Source organism: Leifsonia sp. Root112D2, assembly GCF_001424905.1.
Classification (GTDB): Bacteria; Actinomycetota; Actinomycetes; order Actinomycetales; family Microbacteriaceae; genus Root112D2.
The window spans coordinates 2,078,776-2,096,509 of the sequence record NZ_LMCU01000001.1 but is presented as its reverse complement, the minus strand read 5'-3'; the positions used below and the strand labels follow the sequence as shown (position 1 = coordinate 2,096,509).

Sequence of the window (17,734 nt, the reverse complement as noted above, 5' to 3'; positions counted from 1 at the left end):
GACGTTAGCGTGCCTCACGCGCGCGACCGCGCAACACCGCAACCAGGCTGATCGCCGAGACGATCGCCCACACTCCCTCGAGCAGCAGAAAGCCCCACTGCGCCTCGTAGATCGCGTTGACCGCCAGCACCGCGGAACCGACGGTGTTCAGCACTAAGTAGCGCAGCGATTTGAGGTTCAGGATGCCCCACTGGGCCAGCGCGAATCCGGCGAGAACCAGCAGCGACCCGACGACCTGAATGACCTGACCCATGACAACCTCCGTGAGAGCGTCGTCTTGTCGTTCCGGGTACGTCGCTTCACTCGTCCGGGAGACGGCGCCGTTCGCCGCATCCCGGCCATTCTATTTGCCGGATGCCCGGGGTGCGGAGTCTCGCAAACGCGCCAGATCCTCGGTAACGAGCAGTCGCATCCGCTGGTCGCGTTCGCGTTCGTAGTTCGCGTCGCGCGGCAGATTCGAGCGGTCGAGCGACTCCTCGATGGCTCGCGCTATCTCGTGCCAGGCATCGCCGCGAGCGCGTTCGACAAGGCCCGCCACGTATTCGGCATCGTCACGACGTTCGCGCAGCCGCTCGGCCATGGCGAGGGAGAGCTCCTCACGACGCCGCAGATTCGCGCCGTCGACCGGGTGGTAGTCGTGCACGTGCTGCGGCTTGCCCTCCATGTACACCGCCCACTTGCGCTGCCGGGCGACATGCTCGGCGGCGACTGCCGACTCCTCGGCGAGCGCCTCGAGCACCACACGTGCCATCCGCGCATAATCCTCGGCGGCGTAGGCGGCGTCACCGGTCAGCACCCCGATCTCGATGCTGTTCTTGAGCGAGATGCGGCTCGAATATTCGGCGAGCATCAGACCCTCATCGACCGCGCTCGCCAAGCTGGGCTGCACCAGCTCGGGAAGTGCCGAGACGTCGAACGGCCTCATCGCATGCTTGCGCTCACCGCGTCGACGCCGAAACCAGACCACCTCTCGCGCCCTCAGCCTCCCGGTCGATCATGCGGCCGCGTGGGCCTCCTCGAGCCTACCCGTCGGGGCGTGCTAACCGGATGCGGCGGTGCGAGATCCGCGGCGCCGGCGAGTACCAGAATGTAACGGTGAGCATCTCGCTGCCGACCACCATGCACGCAGCATTCGTCGACGAGCTGGGGCCGGCCGAGAGCATCCGTTACGGGTTGCTGCCTGTGCCGAGGCTTGCCGACGGGGACGTGCTCATTCGGTCGGAGGCGATGGCGGTCAACCACGTCGACCTGTTCGTGCGCTCCGGCGCATATCGAACGCCGATGACGTTTCCGTTCGTGGTCGGTCGCGACGTCGTGGGCACGGTGGTGGCGGTCGGTACTGAAGTCACACGGTTCACGCCCGGCGATCAGGTCTGGTGCAACAGCCTCGGCCATCACGGCCGTCAGGGTTCGTTCAGCGAGCTTGTCGCCGCGCCGGCGGAACGGGTCTACCCGCTGCCGCCCGGTGTCGAGGCCGCCCAGGCGGTGAGCGTGCTACACAGCGTGGCGACCGCCCATCTCGGGCTGTGTCGGGAGGGCGGGCTGGCCTCCGGTGACACGATCTTCATCGGTGGGGCGGGCGGGGCGGTCGGCTCTGCCGCCGTGCAGCTCGCTACCAGCCTGGGCGCGCGGGTCGTGGCGGCCGCCTCGGCGGCAGATGCCGATTGGGTTCGCTCGTGCGGGGCCGAGACCGTGCTCGATTCGCGCTCATCCGGCCTGACCGCTTCGCTTGCCGCGCAGACGCCCACCGGCCTGTCACTGTACTGGGACTGTGCCGGACGGCAGAACCTGATCGACGCCGTGCCGCTCATGAAGACCGGGGGTCGAATCATTGTCTCCGCCGGGCTGACGGCAACCACGCCGCTGCCCATTGGTGCGATGTACACCCGCGACGTCAGCATTCGGGGCTTCGCCATCACGAACGCGACAGTCGGCGAACTGCGCGAGGCAGCGGATGCCCTCAACGCGCTTTTCGCCGCTCGCGGCATCGCCACTCGAATCGGGCCGCGCCTGCCGCTCAGCCGCGCGGCCGAGGCGCATCACCTGCTCGAGACGGAAAGCGGCAGCACGCTCGGCGGCAAGATCGTGGTCACGCCCTGAACAGCTTGCCCCTACTTCAGCCCGGACGACGCCAGGCCGTCGATCACCCGGCGCTGCAGCACGATGAAGGTGATCAGTACCGGTGCCATCGCGAGCAGGCTGGCCGCCATAAGCACCGGGTAGTTCACCGTGACGTCGCCGGCAAGCGTGGCGAGACCCGCGGAGAGCGGCATCATGTTCGAGTAGGTCGAGACCACGAGCGGCCAGAGTAGCTCGTTCCAGGAGAACAGCACCGTCGTGATGGCCAGAACGCTGATGCTCGGCCTGGCGAGCGGCAGCATGATGCGCCAGAACGTCTGGAACGGTGAGGCGCCGTCGATGCGTGCTGCCTCCTCGAGTTCGGCCGGCAGGTTGAGGAACGCTGTGCGCATCAGGAACGTGCCGAATGCGCTGAAGAGCCCCGGCGCGACGAGCCCGAGAACCGTGTTCAGCCATCCGAAGCCCTGCACGATCTGGTACTGCGAGATCAGGTAGGCCTGCGAGGGAACCAGCAGAATCGACAGCACGATGGCGAGCAGCGCCGTGCGCCCGAAGAAGCGCATCCGCGCAAAGGCGTAGCCGGCCATGGTGCAGAGCACGATCTGCGCCGCGGTGCGAATCACCGTGATGAGCACGGATGTCCACAGTTGCGAGACAAACGGCAACCGTTCGAACACGTCGGCGTAGTTCTGCCACTGCAGCTCCGACGGCCAGAACGTGGGCACCACGCTCTGCACTTCGGCGTTGGTGGAGAGCGACATGATGATCTGCCAGATGAACGGGAACGCCATGATGAGGCCGCCGACGGCCAGGATCACATGCACCAGGGCGTGGGAGCCGCCGCGCGGGGCACCAGGGCGACGCGAGGGGCGCCGCCCGGATCGGCCCGCGGCATCCGGACGCGTGCTGCGCACCATGGGCGGGCGGGTCGCTGTACTAGTCATTGGTCACCCAGCGTCGTTGAAGGCGGAATTGCAGAATCGTGACCAGCCCGATCAGCAGGAAGATGAAGATGGCTATCGCGGCGGCGTATCCCTTGTCATTGCTGATGAAGCCCTGGCTGTAGAAGTAGAAGACCAGCGAGGCGGTCTTCGGCATGATCGGATTCTTACTGCCGAGCAGTGCGTACAGCAGGTCGAACAGCTGGAAACTCGAGATGGTGGTGATGATCAGCACGAAGAAGATGCTCGGGCTCAGCAGCGGAACCGTCACGGAGCGGAACTGGCGCGAGCGGCTCGCACCGTCGAGTTCGGCCGCCTCATATAACTCGGGCGGAATATTCTTGAGCCCTGCACCGAGAATGATCATCGAGAAGCCGAGGGATGACCAGAGTCCCACTATCGAGACGGCAATGAGAGCGAAACCCGGGGTGCTGATCCAGTAGGGACCGTCAATTCCCACGAGCGAGAGGGCGTAGTTGAGAATGCCGAAGTCGCCGTTGAAGATGATGCGCCACACCAGCGCGATGGCCGTGGGCATGGCCACGTACGGCAGAAAGTACAGCACGCGGTAGAACGCGGCGAATCGCAGACCGGGGGTGTTGATGAGGCTCGCGAGCCACACGGCGATAGGAACGCCGAGCAGCACGATCGCGGTGTAAATCAGCGTGTTGCCCAGCGCCTGGTAGAGCTGCGGATCCGTCACTAGCCGCGCGTAATTGTCCAACCCGCTCCACGTGGCACCGCCGAAGACGCCCCACGTGGTGAATGAGAAGAAGGCGGTCTGAAGAATGGGCCACAGATAGAACAGGGCGACGCCGGCGACCAGCGGCAGCACGAAGATCCAGGGCCAGATACCGTCATTGCGGGCCGCAGCCCCGCCCCGCCGGCTAGTCACCGGCGAGACGGAGCGGATACGGGTGGAGGTGGTACTCATCCCTTGGCCAATGCGCCGTTCATCTGGGTTGTGAGGTCCTTCAGCACGTCGCCAACGGGCTTGGATCCCGAGAACGCCTCCGGCAGCAGCGTGGTCTCGAACGCATTCCATGCCGCCGTGTTCTTGGAAATCGGCAGCGGCACCGAGTAGGCGAGCTCATCGAGGAACACCTGGAGGTTGACGCCCGGCATCGACTTGGCGAAGGCATCCTGGGTGCCATTGAACGCGGGAATGACCGCGCCCATATCGCCCTGCTGCTGCTGGGCGGCCTTGCTGGCGAGGAAGACCTGCAGCGCTTGAGCGGCCTGCTTGTTCTTGCTCGAGGCCGCGACGACGTTAGAGACACCGTGGATGACCGTGGCCTTCTTCTCGCCGGCGGGCAACGGTGCCACGTCGACGTTCTTGGCGATCGGCGACGCGGCGATCTCACTGCGGGCCCAGTCGCCACCGTAGAACATGGCCAGCTTGCCGGAGACGAACCACTGGTCTGCTGCGGTGTCGGTCAGCTGCTTCATGGATGGCGAGCCCTTGGAGGCGATCAGATCGGTCCAGAACTGGATGCCCTTCTCGGTTGCAGCGCTGTCGTATGTCGACGTCTTGCCGTCGGCCGAGAGCACGCTGCCACCGGCCTGGAAGATCGTGTTGTAGTAGGTGGTCTGGCCGTCCATGCCGCCCGCAGCCCCGTAGATGCCCTTGCTCGCGAGCTTCTTCGAGATCGTCGCTGCGGCACTCTGGAAATCGCTCCAGGTCCAGCTGTCGCTCGGCACCTCGACGCCGGCCTCGGCGAAAATGGCCTTGTTGTACCAGAGGCCTATCGTGTCGAAATCTTTCGGCACCCCGTATTGGGTTCCGTTCAGGGAGTACATCTCGACGAGCGCCTTGGGGTAGTCGCTCAGCTTGATGTAGCCGCCCTTTACGACGGAAGTGAGGGGCTCAACCTTGCCGTTGCCGGCGTAGAGCTGAAAGTTCGGCCCGTTCAGCCAGAACAGGTCGGGAAGCGTGTTGCTGGATGCTTCGGTCTGCAGCTTCGTCCAGTAGTCACCCCACGGGGTGACGTCGACATTGACCTTGATCTTCGGGTATTCCTTGTTGAATTCCTTCAGATTGGCATCGATCGCCTTCACCTGCGTCTGATCCCAGAGCGCATAGGTGATGTTCGCCGCGAGGCTCTTGGCCGGCGGTTTGTAGGCATCCGAACTGCCGGATGCTGTACCGCCGGCGCCTGAACTGCATCCGGCGAGCAGCGCGACGGCTCCGAGAACGCCGACGACGCTGGCGGCAAGACGGCCCCGCTTGGTGCGCGTGACCGAGGATAATTTACTCATTGCTGTGTCCTTTCGAGGGGTGCCGCCGGATGGCGGCTGTGGGGGCAGCTTCGACGGTGCTCAGGACTGATTCGGTCGTCTTCGGCCGCTCCTGATTCCGTTCGAAGTACGTTTCAAGCTCTTCTTCCAGTGGCGCAACAACGCGAGGAGCCGAGCCGTCGCGCAGCGATTCGGTCGCAGCGACCGCGGCAGCGACCGCGTAGCGCGCGCCCACCGGCGAGGTCTCGGTTGTCGTGTCCAGACGAACGAAATCGAGGAACTCCTGCACGGTGAGCTGGTCGGCGTCACCGTGACCGTCGAGCTCGCCCACGATGGGATAGCTGCGGTCTCCTGCCGCATCGAAGGTGGTGCGCGAGTTCCACACCCGCACAACGCCACCGTCGTCATCGCCGAAGTTCTCCAGGCGGCCTTCCGTGCCTATCACGGTGTAGTTGCGCCAGTAATCCGGAGTGAAGTGGCACTGCTCGTAGCTGGCCAGAACACCGGAGTCGAGACGCATCAGCATCATCGACGTGTCTTCGACATCGACCACCGGGTTGAGCCCCGACTGGCTCAGAGGCGGCCAGTTGTCGAGCGAGAACCAGTCGTCCATCAGCTGCCCCGAGCGATCCTCGCGGTCGGTGATGCTGCCGTACAGGCTCAGATCGCCCATGGCCACGACATCGCGCGTATATGAGCCGGCCAGCCAGTGGATCACGTCGATGTCGTGCGCGCCCTTCTGCAGCAGCAGGCCATTAGAGCGCGCGCGATCCGCGTGCCAGTCCTTGAAGTAGTAGTCGCCGCCGTTGCCCACGAAATGCCGGCACCAGACCGACTTCACCTCGCCGATCTCGCCGCGCGCGATGATGTCGCGCATGAGCCGAACCACGGCCATGTGCCGCATGTTGTGCCCGATGTAGAGCTTCGAGCCGGTCTGCTCGGCGACGCGCAGAATCTCGTCGGCGTCGTCGATGGAGATGGCGAGCGGTTTCTCGAGATACACGGCGATGCCCGCCCGCAGCAGGTCGATGGCGACGGCGGCATGCGTGTCGTCAGGAGTCACGACGATGGCGGCATCCACGTCGGAGGTTGTCAGCGTGCGGTGATCCTCTCGAAACTCGACGTCGGTACCGAAGAGTTTGGCCGCCCGGGATCGGGCCGCCGGATTCACGTCGACGGCGACCGTGAGTCGTGCGCCCGATCCCGGGCGGTCGATCCAGCCGGCCAGCTCACTGCGCATCCCGACACCCACGACCGCGACCCGCAACTCCGCGTCTGTTATCGCCGCCTGCGCGCGCCGGGGAGTCCGTGGTGCGACGAGCGCCGTGGGGGAGGCGAGCGGGGCATCCGCTCTCGATCGCTCGGCGAGCCGGCTGATGCGTGCGGCCAACGGCGCTCGTCGCCCCGAGGTCTCCTCGTTCACGCCGTCGACAGCATGAACGCTCAGTACGGGTGGCTCGAGTGAGCTGCTTCCCGTCAGCTGCTGCGCCGCGAGATCGTGGGCGCGCAGTAGCGCACCGATGGCCACGCCGCGGGTTCCCAGAGTGGTCGAGACGATCATCGGCGGGGTGATGCGCAGCACCGTGCCGCCCACCCGGGCCCGGATGCGCGTCAGCAGCGAATCCTCCGCGCCGGTCAGTGCGCCCCCGATCACGAGAAGGTCGGGGTCTATCACCACGCTCGCGGTGGCAATGCCCTGGGCGATGCGCTGCACGTATTCGTCGACGATCGCCTCGGATGCGGAGTCGCCACCGTCGGCGCGCGCGAGCAGCGACCGCCTGTCGATGGCGGCGGGAGAGACATCCTCACGCAGTGTCGTGCCCGAGAGGCTGCCCAGCTCACCGGCCGCGAAGTTGTGGCCTCGATGCAACCTGCCGCCGAGAATCAGTGCCGTGCTCACGGCCTCGCCCACGTTGACGAAGACCACGTCGTTGGCGAAGCGCGCCGCGCCGGAGTGATGTTCGGCCACGGCCGCCATGTTGACGTCGTTCTCCAGAACGACGGGCACGCCCAGTTGACGCCGGATGCGCGCGGCGATGTCGACGCCGGACCACGCCGGTACGCGCGTGGCCAGCACCACGCGGCCGCGGTCATCCACGATGCCGGTTACCGCCACGCCGACCGCGGCGAGGCGGGAACTCTCGATGCCGAGTGGACGAAGCAGCTGTTCGATGGCTTCACTGACGAGTTCCAGGCGATCGAACGGGTCGATTCCGAGTGGAACCGGCAGATCGACCGCGTTGCGGATCTGCCCGACGAGGTCGCTGACGACGGCCGTCACTGTGTCAATGCCGAGGTCGACGCCGACGACGAAGCGGAACTCAGCCTCTATCGCGAATCCGCGTGCGGGGCGTCCGGCGCCGCCACGCTGGCTCGAGGCGCCGCGGCGCTCGACGACCAGCCCGGTGTCGACCAGTCCACCGAGAATCGCGCCGACGGTCGGGCGGGAGAGCCCAGTGGCCCTGGCGATCTCGGTGAGTGTGAGCTCTGAGGCGGGGCGCAGTGCCCGAATGCACGCATCAAGATTGCGCTGACGAATCGCCGCGCTCTCGACCTCATCGAACTCAGACAACTGTGTCACAGTGGGCGCCTTCCTCGGCAGATCTCTAATACGCAACCACACTTCGTAATTGTGTTGATTGAGAGTATGGCGCCCACGCAGAGGGGTCAATACGCAACCAACAACTGAGCATTTCGACTGAGCGATTGACCGCGCTTTACGCAACCCTCTTGCCAAAGGGCGGCGCGACGCCCGCTTGGCTACTCTGTGAGACGAGTGCCGAAGGGGGCGCACGATGAAAGAGCTCGACCTTGTGCTGAATGACGGTCGCACACTGCACACATATGACACCGAGAGTGTCGGCGATCTCGTCGTTTTCTGGCATCACGGCACACCCAATGTTGGCTCTCCGCCCGCGCCGTTGTTCGCCGCCGCCGACCGGCTCGGCATTCGCTGGGTGTCATACGATCGTCCGGGCTATGGCGGATCGAGTCCGCACGCCGGTCGCACCATCGCGTCGGCGGCCTCTGACGTTGCCGCCGTCGCCGATGCGCTCGCTTTCGAGCGCTTCGCGGTCATGGGGCACTCCGGAGGCGGCCCACACGCGCTGGCCTGTGCCGCGCTGCTGCCCGAGCGAGTGCTGGGCGTGGTGACAGGGGCGGCCCTTGCGCCATTCGACGCGGAGGGGCTGCACTGGTTCGCGGGCATGATCGATTCCGGCCGGGCGGCTCTGCTCGCGGCCGGCGAGGGGCGCGAGGCTAAGGCGCGGTTCGAGGCATCCGGTGTGGAATACGACCCGGAGTTCACGGCAGCCGACATGGCAGCACTCGGCGGGGACTGGGGCTGGCTCGGAACGGTGGCAGGCCGCGGCCTGGAGTCGGGACCGTACGGGCAGATTGACGACGACATCGCCTATGTCACACCTTGGGGATGCAACCCGGCCGACATCGTCGCGCCGACGCTGCTGCTGCATGGCGGGCTCGACCGCATCGTGCCCGCCGCACACGGCGATTGGCTCGCCCGTCACATCCCCGGCGCCGAGCTGCGCCTCTCCCCCGGCGACGGCCATATCTCGGTACTCACCGGCGCCGTCGCCGCCCTGGAGTGGCTCGCGGAGCGCTCCCGCCGCTGACCCGCGCGCGCCAGCGCTTGCGGTCCCAGATCACCCGGCTTTCGCAACGCACCCACGCCGCGGAAAGGGTGCGCTGCGAAAGCGGGGTGATCTGTCGACCGACTCACGTAACCTGTAGACCGGTCGCGATTCGCGCGCACCGACGAAAGGCTCCCCGTGAACATCACCCTGCTTCGACGTTTCGTCGCAGTTGCCGAGGAGTTGCACTTCCCGCGTGCCGCGGACGCCCTCAACATCCCGCTCGCTTCCCTCTACTCATCGATCGAGAAACTCGAAACCGAGATCGGGCACCCGCTCTTCACCCGGAACGGTGAAACCCAACTGACCAAGGTCGGAATTCTTTTTCTTCACGAGGCCAGGGAGGAGATCGCAGCAACGCCCGCTCCCGCCGAGAAACCCGCGGCGAACGCTGGCGGCAAGGCGAAAGCCTCGAAGGGAAAGGGCCGTGCCCCCATCGTGAAGGGGAAGCCAAAGCCGTATAAGAAGCGTCAGGGTCGCTGACCCGAGCGGCCTGCGCGCGACGCTGCGTTTCCCTCCACCAGAGGTCGCCCTTTGAAACGGAACGCCACCACGTCGCCGTTCAACCGCAGAATTCAGCGGCGTACTTAGTACCGCTTTGAACGGAGACAGCGGTCACGACGTTATCCCTGGTACCGAACAGAACATGTCGATCGCGTTGAGGGTCTGACGCATTCGCTGGGTCGTCCAGGATATAGACGGGTCCGTAGTGTGCATCGGAGTCGAGCACGGCCGACGGGTATTCCGTTGTCAATTGCGCAACCGGTGTCCCGACTCCGACGCCTCGATCGGTTTGGGGCGAACCGTCTGCGCGAACATCGATGGATGCGTCTCCCCCGACGAAAACGGACTTGATCTCGTCCGAGCCGCTTACGTCAGCCGCCACCCAGAGGGTCGGATGGGCAGGGGACGCGAAGATCGACATCGCGGGGTTCGGACAGGATTCCGCCGGTCTGAGCGTGTACGCAGGACCGACACGGTTCTTCGCGGCTGAGACCGAACCACCTAAGCTGAACGGTCCAACCCCATCGAAGTCGATCGTCCACGTCGCGGGATCGGAAGAGACGACGGTCGGTGTGGGCGTCGGCGTCGAAGACGGCGTCTGACTGTTCGCGGGGATGGCCGATGCGGGCGTTGCACCTGCGTTCGTTGCCGCTCCTGCGGCGCATCCGGACACAGAGGCGATCAGCGGAATCGCAATTGCCAACGCACCCACGACGCGCCGAAATCCCGAACGCGGCCGACGACGTTGTTCATCGTTCAGCATCGGTGGCTCCTTCAGATCCAAAACGGCGACGAGATTCAACCAGACCGCCGTGCTGCTACAGACGGAGGGGCCCTTGCTCTTTATACCGCGTGTGACCAAAAATCGTCGCGTATTCAGTCAGCTGAGTCGCCGGCCGCGTGAAGCATCCTCGTCGCTGCAGCCCTCACCCGGTTTCGGAGTTCGTCGGGGCGATCGATCACCACCTCGCAGTCGAGAGCCGCAATGACGGAAGGAAGCCAATCGAGGTTCTCGGCATGGATCTCGGCGCGATGCCAGGGCAGGGCGTCTTCGCGCCCCCGGTCGGCCGCGCGGTCCAGTCTTTCGAGTCGAGCCACACTGGGCGGCAGATGTCCCCGGATGTGATCCTCGGTCTCTCGAATGCGCAGCACGACCTTCCATCGATAGTCCGCATCGGCGAAGAGGTCGAGGAGGTGACCTTCCACGTCGAGTTGCTGCGGCGGCGCGAAGGTTCCGCGTATCGACCGAGCCGTTCGAATCCGATCTACCCGGAACGTACGTTCCTCCTGCTTATCCGTGTCGAACGCGACGAGATACCACCGGTCCGAGTGCGCGACCAGGCCATACGGGTGGATCGTGCGCCGCGACGGGACACCGTCGCCGCTGAGGTAGCGCAGGTGGAGGACGTGTCGAAGGTTCACGGCCTCCGCCAAGGTCAGCATCACGGCAGGGTCGGGAGCGACTCCCCCGTGCTGGGAGGTGCGTGTCATCACCCCGAGCAGCGTGTCGATCCGCTTCGCATCAGCAGTCGGCAACGCTCGTTTGATCTTGGACAGGGCGGTCTGCGCGGCAATCCCCGGTTCGCGTGCTGCCGCCTGCGCACGGGCAAGCCCAAGAAAGACCGCGACTACCTCCTCATTGCTGAACATGAGCGGGAGGACGCGCTGGCCGGGCGCGAGCCGATAACCGCCGTAGCGCCCTCGCAGCGTCTCGACGGGCACTCCCAGACCGAACAGTCGCGCCACATCTCTGCGAACAGTCCGCTCGTCGACGCCGAGGCATTCTGCCAGCTCGGCAACAGTGCGCAACTGCGCGGACTGCAGCAGCTCAAGCAACTGCAACGCTCGCGCGGTCGTGTCGGCCATGACACCCATCTTTGCTTACATACCGGGCAGTTTTCGCCCGGTATGGCCGCTACCGTCGTGTCCGTGGCCAGGTTCGTGGGCCACATTCACGTTCACAACAAAAGGAGACGGCAATGCAATTGGCAGCCACCCGCATCATCACCGACGACGTCGACGCGCTCGTCGCGTTCTACGAAACAGTCACCGGAATCACCGTCGAGCGGCTTCACCCGCTGTTCGCCGAGCTTCGCACACCATCCGGCACGCTAGCCATCGCGAGCACTGCCACGGTGCCGTTGCTCGGAGACAATGCCGCCGAGGCTCGCGCGAATCGCAGCGTCACCTTGGACTTCCTCGTCGACGACGTCGACGCGAGCTACACGGCTCTTCAGGATGTCGTCGACGTGTTCATCAATGAGCCGACGGACATGCCCTGGGGCAACCGTTCGCTCCTCGTCAGGGATCCGGATGGCAACCTGATCAACTTCTTCACACCGATCAGCGAAGCAGCCCGGGCCCGATTCGCGAACGAGGCCCAGGAATAGCGAAACTCCGCGACCTTCCGTAGCCGAACAACACCAGGTGCCCAGCCCAAGCGCCGTCAACGGCGCGATACCGTGGACGGTATGGCTGAAATTCATGGACTCGATGCCCTTCTGATAGCCCTGAACGCCGGGGAGACGATCCCCGGAGGTTCGCCGCACCACGCGGCTATGCGCGCCACGAGCCAGGAGTCGCTGCGCATCACGGCTGAGCTCAACGGGCGCTACCACTCTCCCGATGAGGTGCGGTCCCTGATGAGCGAGCTGACCGGGCGCAAAGTCCCCGAGTCGTTCCAGCTCTTCCCACCTTTCAGCGCCGATTTCGGCAAGAATATCCGTTTCGGTGAAGATGTGTTCGTCAACAGTGGCTGCCGGTTCCAGGACCAGGGTGGTATCGATATCGGCGATGGCTCCCTCATCGGTCACAACGCCGTCATCACGACGCTGAACCACGACATGGCGCCGAGCCGACGGGCTGACATGCACCCGGCACGTGTCGTGATCGGCCGGGGCGTGTGGTTCGGGGCCAACGTGACGGTGCTGCCGGGTGTGACGATCGGCGACGGAGCCGTAGTGGGCGCAGGAGCTGTCGTCACCAAGGACGTGCCCGCGCGGGCAATCGTCGTTGGCGTGCCTGCGAAGCAGGTTGGCACGGTGTCAGACGGATAATCGGAGAGCATCGCCACCGCGTTCCAGCACGGAACAACCTCTGCATGCGCACCCGTCACCGCTACGACACGACGACACCGCTTGGGAGTTTAGCTTCAGTCAGACCACGGATCGAGCAGGTCGACCTCGGTATGCGAGAAATCTCTGACGTCTCGAGTCGCGCAAGTCGCGTCGTGCGCGAGGCAGATCGCAGCGATCTGCGCGTCAGCTGTACTGATCGGACGCCCGGCCGCCTCTCGTGCGAGGAGGACATCAGCGTAGTAAGCAGCTGCCGTGTCGTCGAAGGCCAGAATTGAACGGGTACCGCGAAAGGGCTCGATTGCGGCTGCAATGCGAGCGGACAACTCGGCCTTTCGCCGGCCATCAGGGAGCCGGCCCACGCCCGCCAGCAGCTCAGCGAGCGTCACCGCAGTGATCGCGACCTCACTGGTGAGCGCTTCAAGCCACGCGACAACACGATCATTCGGGACCGAACGGACAACCTCCGAAATGACATTCGTGTCGAGAACTATCACTCGAAGTCCACCGCTCGTGCGGTGTCGTTGCGTTGCGGAACCACAAGGTCATCGATACCACCCACCTGCTGAGCGGCTCGCATGAGCGCCAGCCCGATGTGCGGTCTGCGTGCGGCCTGGGTCAGAATGTCACGAGCCTCAGCCTCCATAGAACGCCCGTGCTGTTTCGCCTGCGCCGCGAGTTGCTCCTTGACCCACTCATCGAGTCCACGGACGATAATCGACGCCATGGGGCGATCACCTCCTCGCATGATATCAGTCACGATATCATGAGTCGGCGAATGCTTCACCGTCAGCCGATCAGGTAGGCGAATCCCCGATTAGACGCAGCCACACCCGTTACGAACTCCACAGCTCGATTCAGGAAGTCGAGCACGTATCGGTCGTCGCGGTCATTTCTCTTATCGTCCTGCACAGTGTGCTGCAGATCGGCGAGATCCTCGGCGATCTCAAGGACCTCCTCCGGCGACAGGGCTCGCACCCACGGGATCCAACCATTTTCGTGCATCGTGACCTGCCCTTCGAACATCCGGTACGCAGGTCGTGGCCGACGATCCGTCGCGCTGGGGCGCGTCATCGCTTGCAACCCTGACCATGCTTTGTCGAGATACAGCATGTCGGTCTTGGGCACCGATTGTTCAAAGTTAGTCACCGCGATTTGCGCGCCATGGGGCATGCCCCATGCGTCCGCAAGCGGATCGTCATTGATGAAACTCCTCGGGTCGGCCTGCGCACGTGCGGTCATGTCAGCGTCAAAGGCGTACGCGTAGTATCTGATTCCCATGCATCGATCCTGTCGTGCGAGCAACGCGCCCCTGGACAAAACCCCAGCGATTGTGGAGAAGTCACCCGAAACGCAGAATGTGCGGAGACGGTGCACCTGAGTAATCGCCGGTCACGCGACGCGCCTCAACTACTGGGATTCGCCCGCCGAGGGTCGCCCGCAGGTTCAGCCCGGACTCAGTGTCACCCGAAGAGAACTCCGACCAGGCGTTGAACCGAAACGCGGCTACACGTTGAAGCGGAAGTCCACCACGTTTCGCAGTCGAATAATCTCTGCGGCAAGCTCAGAGCGAAGGTGATCGTGCGCAGGGCCGAGCTCCAGAGCCGGATCGTGCCAGTAATTGAGCCGGATACAACCGCACCGGCTTGCCGGCCAGCTCTGCAGGCTCCCACGAATAGCGTGGCCAAATGTGCGCGTGAAGGAACGCATCCGTGTTGCCGAGGATCTCCACATTCATGCGTCGGAAGGCGTCATCCAACCGAGAGCGGACGCTCTCCACTGCTGTCGCGAGCGGGTCGACGTCGGCAAGATACCGGAGGCGTTCCAGCCGCGGCAGATCAGAGAGCCGATCGACGCCGGAGGCCTTCGTCAGCGCGAGCGAGTATATCCGGGAAGCCATTGGACATCGCCGATCACTGCGAAGGCAGCGTCCAGTTCAGCAAGCACAGTCGGGTTCATCCCCTCGTGGGCAGAGCCGACACGGTCCGAGCGCCAGTCGCTCATGCGACCTTCAGCGGAGTGATCGCCGCGAGCTGCTCGACAAGCGCGTTGCGCTCGGCTGAGTCGCACGGCAGTGTCCGCCATGATCCCGCGCTTGCCATGCACGATCTCGTTTTTCCGCCACGGGCGGGCTCACCTTGCTGAGAGCGACTGGATGTATCTGCTGATCGTCGGCAGGTCGACGATCATCGTGTCCCAGACCGCTCCGTAGTCGGTGCCCTCGTAGTGGTGCGCCAAACGGTCCCGCATCCGCTTGATCAACGACCATGGCACTTCGGGGTGCCGGTCGGTCGTGGCGTTGCTCAGACGAGCCACATTCTCGCCGATCTTGATGATCAGTGACTCTGCCGCCAGACCCGGCACGTTGTCGGGGTCCCCGAGGTGCCACTCATCACCGCGTGCCACGAGATTCGCCCCGACGCTGCACAGACGGACGATCTCCGTCAGAGCCGCAGCATCCCGCTCATTCATACCGCGACAGCCGTCGCCAAAATCTCATGATCGGCATGCAGACCGCCGTCGGTCACCACATCGACCTCGACACCGAGTAGCTCGCTCGCTTCCGCAGCGAACGCCGCGATCGTGAGCAACCCGGTGCCGGGCGACCGGGTGACCAGGATGTCCAGATCGCTGCCAGGACCGTCTGTGCGGCGAGCCGCGGAGCCGAAGACTCGGACATTGTCGAAGCCATACCGGCCCGCAAGTCTGACAAGGTCGGCACTGCGCGCAGCGAGCGCATCATGAGGCAGTGGTCGCGCGGCCGTCCGCAGGCGATCGAGCATCTCGGCCGAGACGCTGCGCCGCCCAGCCTCGTAGGCGGCAACATTGGGCTGAGCAACCCCTGACCGTCGCGCAAGCTCTGCCTGGCTCAGACCGGCAGCCTCGCGAAGCGCTCGAACTGGATTCACCATGGTCTGATTATATCGCGTGATATGGCCTTAGCGACAGCCAGAACGCTTTGGTCGCAACCGGTCGCGTGAGAGCAGCCGTCGCCCTGTCCTGCGAAGCCCCGCATCAGACGTTGAAGCGGAACTCCACCACGTCGCCGTCTTGCATGACGTAGTCCTTGCCCTCGATGCGGGCTTTGCCGTGGGCACGCGCCTCGTGAATCGAGCCGGTCTCGACGAGGTCGTCGAAGGAGATGACCTCGGCCTTGATGAAGCCCTTCTCGAAGTCGGTGTGGATCACGCCGGCGGCCTGCGGGGCCTTCCAGCCCTGGTGGATCGTCCAGGCGCGCGTCTCTTTCGGCCCGGCGGTGAGGTAGGTCTGCAGGCCGAGCGTGGCGAAGCCGATGCGGGCAAGCTGGTCGAGCCCGCTCTCCTCCTGGCCGGTGGATGCGAGCAGTTCCGCCGCGTCCTCGGCATCCAGTTCGATGAGCTCGCTCTCGAGCTTCGCGTCGAGAAAAACGGCCTTCGCCGGGGCAACCAGCGCGGCCAGCTCGTCGAGCTTCGCCGCGTCGCCGAGTATCTCCTCGTCCACGTTGAACACGTAGATGAACGGCTTGGCCGTCAGCAGCCCCAGCTCACGGATCGGCTCGAGGTCGAGCTTCGCGTTCGAACTCAGCGGCTTGCCGTCGTTGAGCCACGCCGTCGCCGCCTTCGCGGTCTCGAGCACGATCGGCTCGGCGCGCTTGGTCTTGACCTCTTTCTCATACCGCTCCACGGCCTTCGAGAGCGTCTGCAGGTCAGCAAGGATGAGCTCGGTGTTGATGGTCTCCATGTCGGATGCCGGGTTCACGGCGCCGTCGACGTGCACGACATCCGCATCGCTGAATCCACGGATGACCTGCGCTATCGCATCCGCTTCACGAATGTTCGCGAGGAACTTATTGCCGAGCCCCTCCCCCTCGCTGGCACCCTTGACGATGCCGGCGATGTCGACGAACGACACCGGGGCGGGCAGAATACGCTCGCTGCCGAAGATGCCGGCGAGCACAGCGAGCCGCTCATCGGGCAGGTTCACGACCCCCACGTTCGGCTCGATCGTGGCGAACGGGTAGTTCGCGGCGAGCACCGAGTTCTTGGTGAGGGCGTTGAAGAGGGTGGACTTGCCCACATTGGGGAGTCCGACGATTGCGATAGTGAGAGCCACGGGCACCAAGTCTATCCGCGGGCCGCAACGCCCTCAGCCGGGATGCGACCGCGAGCGTTCAGAGCCCGGTGCCCTCACCGGATGCCTCGACCGGCGCGAGCTCGAAGACCGGATTCTCGATCACACCCACGATGTCGCCGGACGGGCTACGAAAGGTGCCGATCTTGATGCCGTCACCGACCTCCGACACGATCTCATCGGGCGTGCTGCCGAGCACGATGAGCTTCGACGACGCCTCTTCGATGTTGCGCACGCCCCAGTACGTGCGCGGTCCCGCGGCGGGATCGGCGTTCGGGTCGAGTCCGAGCTCATAGCCGCCCGGGCTGAAACCCACGAAGAAGGGTTCGTCGAAATAGGGCTCGATTCCGAGCAGTTCGCTCCACCATTTCTTGGCGGCGTCGAGGTCGGGCGCCGGGTAGATGACTGTTCTGAGACCAAGGAACATGGGAACTCCTCTTTGCTGAGCCGCGGTCGTTCGCGTGCAAGAACCAGTCAAGCGCACACCACCGACGTGGCGCACGCTTCGTGTCAGCGAGGCGTGAGACGATGAAACGGTGCCATTGGATTTCACCGCCATCGACTTCGAGACCGCCAACTCCAGCAGTGCCTCCGCCTGCTCGGTCGGGCTGGTGAAGGTGCGCGACGGCCGCGTCGTCGACAGCGCATACTGGCTCATCCAGCCGCCCGCCGGTCACGACGAGTTCGTGGAGTGGAACACACGCATCCACGGCATCAGGGCTGCGGATGTCGCGGGCGCGCTCAGCTGGCAGGCCCAGCTTCCCGATCTGGTCGCCTTCGCCGACGGCGACGCCCTGGTCGCCCACAACGCGGGCTTCGACACCGGCGTGATCCGCGGCGGCTGCACGGCCACCGGCCTCGCCTGCCCCGACTTCGACTATCTGTGCAGCCTGCAGGTAGCTCGCAAAACCTACAACCTGGAGTCGTATCGGCTGCCGGTGGCAGCGATGGCCGCCGGTTTCGAGGATTTTCAGCACCACAACGCACTCGCCGATTCCGAGGCGTGCGCGGCCATCATCGTGCACGCGGCGAAGCGCTATGGTGCCGGCACGGTCACCGAGCTCGCCGCGGCAGCATCCGTGAAGCTGGGGCACATCGGGGCCGAGCGCATCACCGGTTCCGCCGCCTGATGGCGAGC

21 protein-coding genes and 1 riboswitch are annotated in these 17,734 nt (G+C 64.8%); of the genes, 6 read left to right on the top strand and 15 right to left on the bottom strand.

All coding sequences use genetic code 11. The features are described 5' to 3' along the window. Positions 1-4 precede the first annotated feature (4 nt). Positions 5-253 (bottom strand): CBU_0592 family membrane protein, encoded by a 249-nt coding sequence (locus ASC63_RS09780; protein ID WP_055812512.1) that lies wholly within the window; start codon positions 251-253, stop codon positions 5-7. A gap of 13 nt (positions 254-266) precedes the next feature. Next, positions 267-335, bottom strand: a riboswitch (guanidine-III (ykkC-III) riboswitch). A gap of 8 nt (positions 336-343) precedes the next feature. Then, positions 344-967 carry a hypothetical protein gene (locus ASC63_RS09775; protein WP_055812511.1) on the bottom strand — a complete coding sequence of 208 codons (624 nt, stop codon included), beginning with the start codon at positions 965-967 and terminating at the stop codon, positions 344-346. Positions 968-1,095: 128 nt separating this feature from the next. On the opposite strand from ASC63_RS09775, the gene ASC63_RS09770 reads away from it, so the two are divergent. Then, the gene (locus tag ASC63_RS09770) at positions 1,096-2,100 is read left to right on the top strand and encodes an alcohol dehydrogenase catalytic domain-containing protein (RefSeq protein WP_235492091.1); all 1,005 of its coding nucleotides are present in this window, start codon (positions 1,096-1,098) and stop codon (positions 2,098-2,100) included. 11 nt (positions 2,101-2,111) lie between these two features. Here ASC63_RS09770 and ASC63_RS09765 read toward each other — a convergent pair whose 3' ends face one another. The 4 genes from ASC63_RS09765 to ASC63_RS16815 are packed head-to-tail and all read right to left on the bottom strand — an operon-like array spanning position 2,112 to position 7,839. Further along, positions 2,112-3,023 (bottom strand): carbohydrate ABC transporter permease, encoded by a 912-nt coding sequence (locus tag ASC63_RS09765; protein WP_082487470.1) that lies wholly within the window; start codon positions 3,021-3,023, stop codon positions 2,112-2,114. Then, positions 3,016-3,954 carry a carbohydrate ABC transporter permease gene (locus ASC63_RS09760; protein WP_082487468.1) on the bottom strand — a complete coding sequence of 313 codons (939 nt, stop codon included), beginning with the start codon at positions 3,952-3,954 and terminating at the stop codon, positions 3,016-3,018. The genes ASC63_RS09765 and ASC63_RS09760 overlap by 8 nt, the downstream gene beginning before the upstream one ends. Next, positions 3,951-5,279 (bottom strand): ABC transporter substrate-binding protein, encoded by a 1,329-nt coding sequence (locus ASC63_RS09755; protein ID WP_055812502.1) that lies wholly within the window; start codon positions 5,277-5,279, stop codon positions 3,951-3,953. The genes ASC63_RS09760 and ASC63_RS09755 overlap by 4 nt, the downstream gene beginning before the upstream one ends. After that, the gene (locus ASC63_RS16815; RefSeq protein ID WP_055812499.1) at positions 5,272-7,839 is read right to left on the bottom strand and encodes an ROK family protein; all 2,568 of its coding nucleotides are present in this window, start codon (positions 7,837-7,839) and stop codon (positions 5,272-5,274) included. Before ASC63_RS16815 ends, ASC63_RS09755 begins: the two co-directional genes overlap by 8 nt. Before the next feature lie 214 nt (positions 7,840-8,053). Here ASC63_RS16815 and ASC63_RS09745 point away from each other — a divergent pair, with 214 nt between their 5' ends. Next, a complete protein-coding gene (locus tag ASC63_RS09745; RefSeq protein ID WP_055812496.1) occupies positions 8,054-8,890 on the top strand; it encodes an alpha/beta fold hydrolase in 837 nt (278 codons plus the stop codon). Positions 8,891-9,046: 156 nt separating this feature from the next. Continuing rightward, complete coding sequence (locus ASC63_RS09740) at positions 9,047-9,391, top strand: LysR family transcriptional regulator (protein WP_055812494.1); 345 nt, start codon at positions 9,047-9,049, stop codon at positions 9,389-9,391. Positions 9,392-9,470: 79 nt separating this feature from the next. On the opposite strand, the gene ASC63_RS16305 is transcribed toward ASC63_RS09740, so the two are convergent. Continuing rightward, a complete protein-coding gene (locus ASC63_RS16305) occupies positions 9,471-10,214 on the bottom strand; it encodes a hypothetical protein (RefSeq protein ID WP_157487649.1) in 744 nt (247 codons plus the stop codon). Positions 10,215-10,288: 74 nt separating this feature from the next. Then, the gene (locus tag ASC63_RS09730; protein ID WP_055815283.1) at positions 10,289-11,278 is read right to left on the bottom strand and encodes a helix-turn-helix transcriptional regulator; all 990 of its coding nucleotides are present in this window, start codon (positions 11,276-11,278) and stop codon (positions 10,289-10,291) included. Positions 11,279-11,391: 113 nt separating this feature from the next. On the opposite strand from ASC63_RS09730, the gene ASC63_RS09725 reads away from it, so the two are divergent. Both ASC63_RS09725 and ASC63_RS09720 read left to right on the top strand, forming a co-directional pair. Beyond that, complete coding sequence (locus tag ASC63_RS09725; protein ID WP_055812488.1) at positions 11,392-11,802, top strand: VOC family protein; 411 nt, start codon at positions 11,392-11,394, stop codon at positions 11,800-11,802. A gap of 81 nt (positions 11,803-11,883) precedes the next feature. After that, positions 11,884-12,468, top strand: a complete 585-nt coding sequence (locus tag ASC63_RS09720; RefSeq protein ID WP_055812485.1) for a DapH/DapD/GlmU-related protein — start codon at positions 11,884-11,886, stop codon at positions 12,466-12,468. A 95-nt stretch (positions 12,469-12,563) separates the two neighbouring features. Here the strand turns inward: ASC63_RS09720 and ASC63_RS09715 are convergent, their stop codons facing one another. The 7 genes from ASC63_RS09715 to ASC63_RS09680 all read right to left on the bottom strand — a co-directional run bounded on the left by ASC63_RS09715 (position 12,564) and on the right by ASC63_RS09680 (position 17,023). After that, positions 12,564-12,983, bottom strand: a complete 420-nt coding sequence (locus ASC63_RS09715; RefSeq protein ID WP_055812482.1) for a type II toxin-antitoxin system VapC family toxin — start codon at positions 12,981-12,983, stop codon at positions 12,564-12,566. Next, positions 12,980-13,213: a FitA-like ribbon-helix-helix domain-containing protein gene (locus ASC63_RS09710; protein WP_055812479.1), complete on the bottom strand. Its 234-nt coding sequence runs from the start codon at positions 13,211-13,213 to the stop codon at positions 12,980-12,982. Before ASC63_RS09710 ends, ASC63_RS09715 begins: the two co-directional genes overlap by 4 nt. A gap of 62 nt (positions 13,214-13,275) precedes the next feature. After that, positions 13,276-13,767, bottom strand: coding sequence for a DUF1877 family protein (locus tag ASC63_RS09705; protein WP_055812476.1), 492 nt, complete (start codon positions 13,765-13,767; stop codon positions 13,276-13,278). 852 nt (positions 13,768-14,619) lie between these two features. After that, on the bottom strand, positions 14,620-14,892 hold the full coding sequence (locus ASC63_RS09695; RefSeq protein WP_235492089.1) for a HepT-like ribonuclease domain-containing protein: 273 nt from the start codon (positions 14,890-14,892) through the stop codon (positions 14,620-14,622). 62 nt (positions 14,893-14,954) lie between these two features. Next, entirely contained in the window at positions 14,955-15,398 is a 444-nt protein-coding gene (locus ASC63_RS09690) for a helix-turn-helix domain-containing protein (RefSeq protein WP_082487464.1), read from the bottom strand. Positions 15,399-15,501: 103 nt separating this feature from the next. Beyond that, a complete protein-coding gene (ychF, locus tag ASC63_RS09685; protein ID WP_055812470.1) occupies positions 15,502-16,578 on the bottom strand; it encodes a redox-regulated ATPase YchF in 1,077 nt (358 codons plus the stop codon). Between the two features lie 58 nt (positions 16,579-16,636). Next, entirely contained in the window at positions 16,637-17,023 is a 387-nt protein-coding gene (locus tag ASC63_RS09680; protein WP_055812467.1) for a VOC family protein, read from the bottom strand. Between the two features lie 109 nt (positions 17,024-17,132). On the opposite strand from ASC63_RS09680, the gene ASC63_RS09675 reads away from it, so the two are divergent. After that, entirely contained in the window at positions 17,133-17,726 is a 594-nt protein-coding gene (locus ASC63_RS09675; protein WP_055812464.1) for an exonuclease domain-containing protein, read from the top strand. The last annotated feature ends 8 nt before the right edge of the window (positions 17,727-17,734 follow it).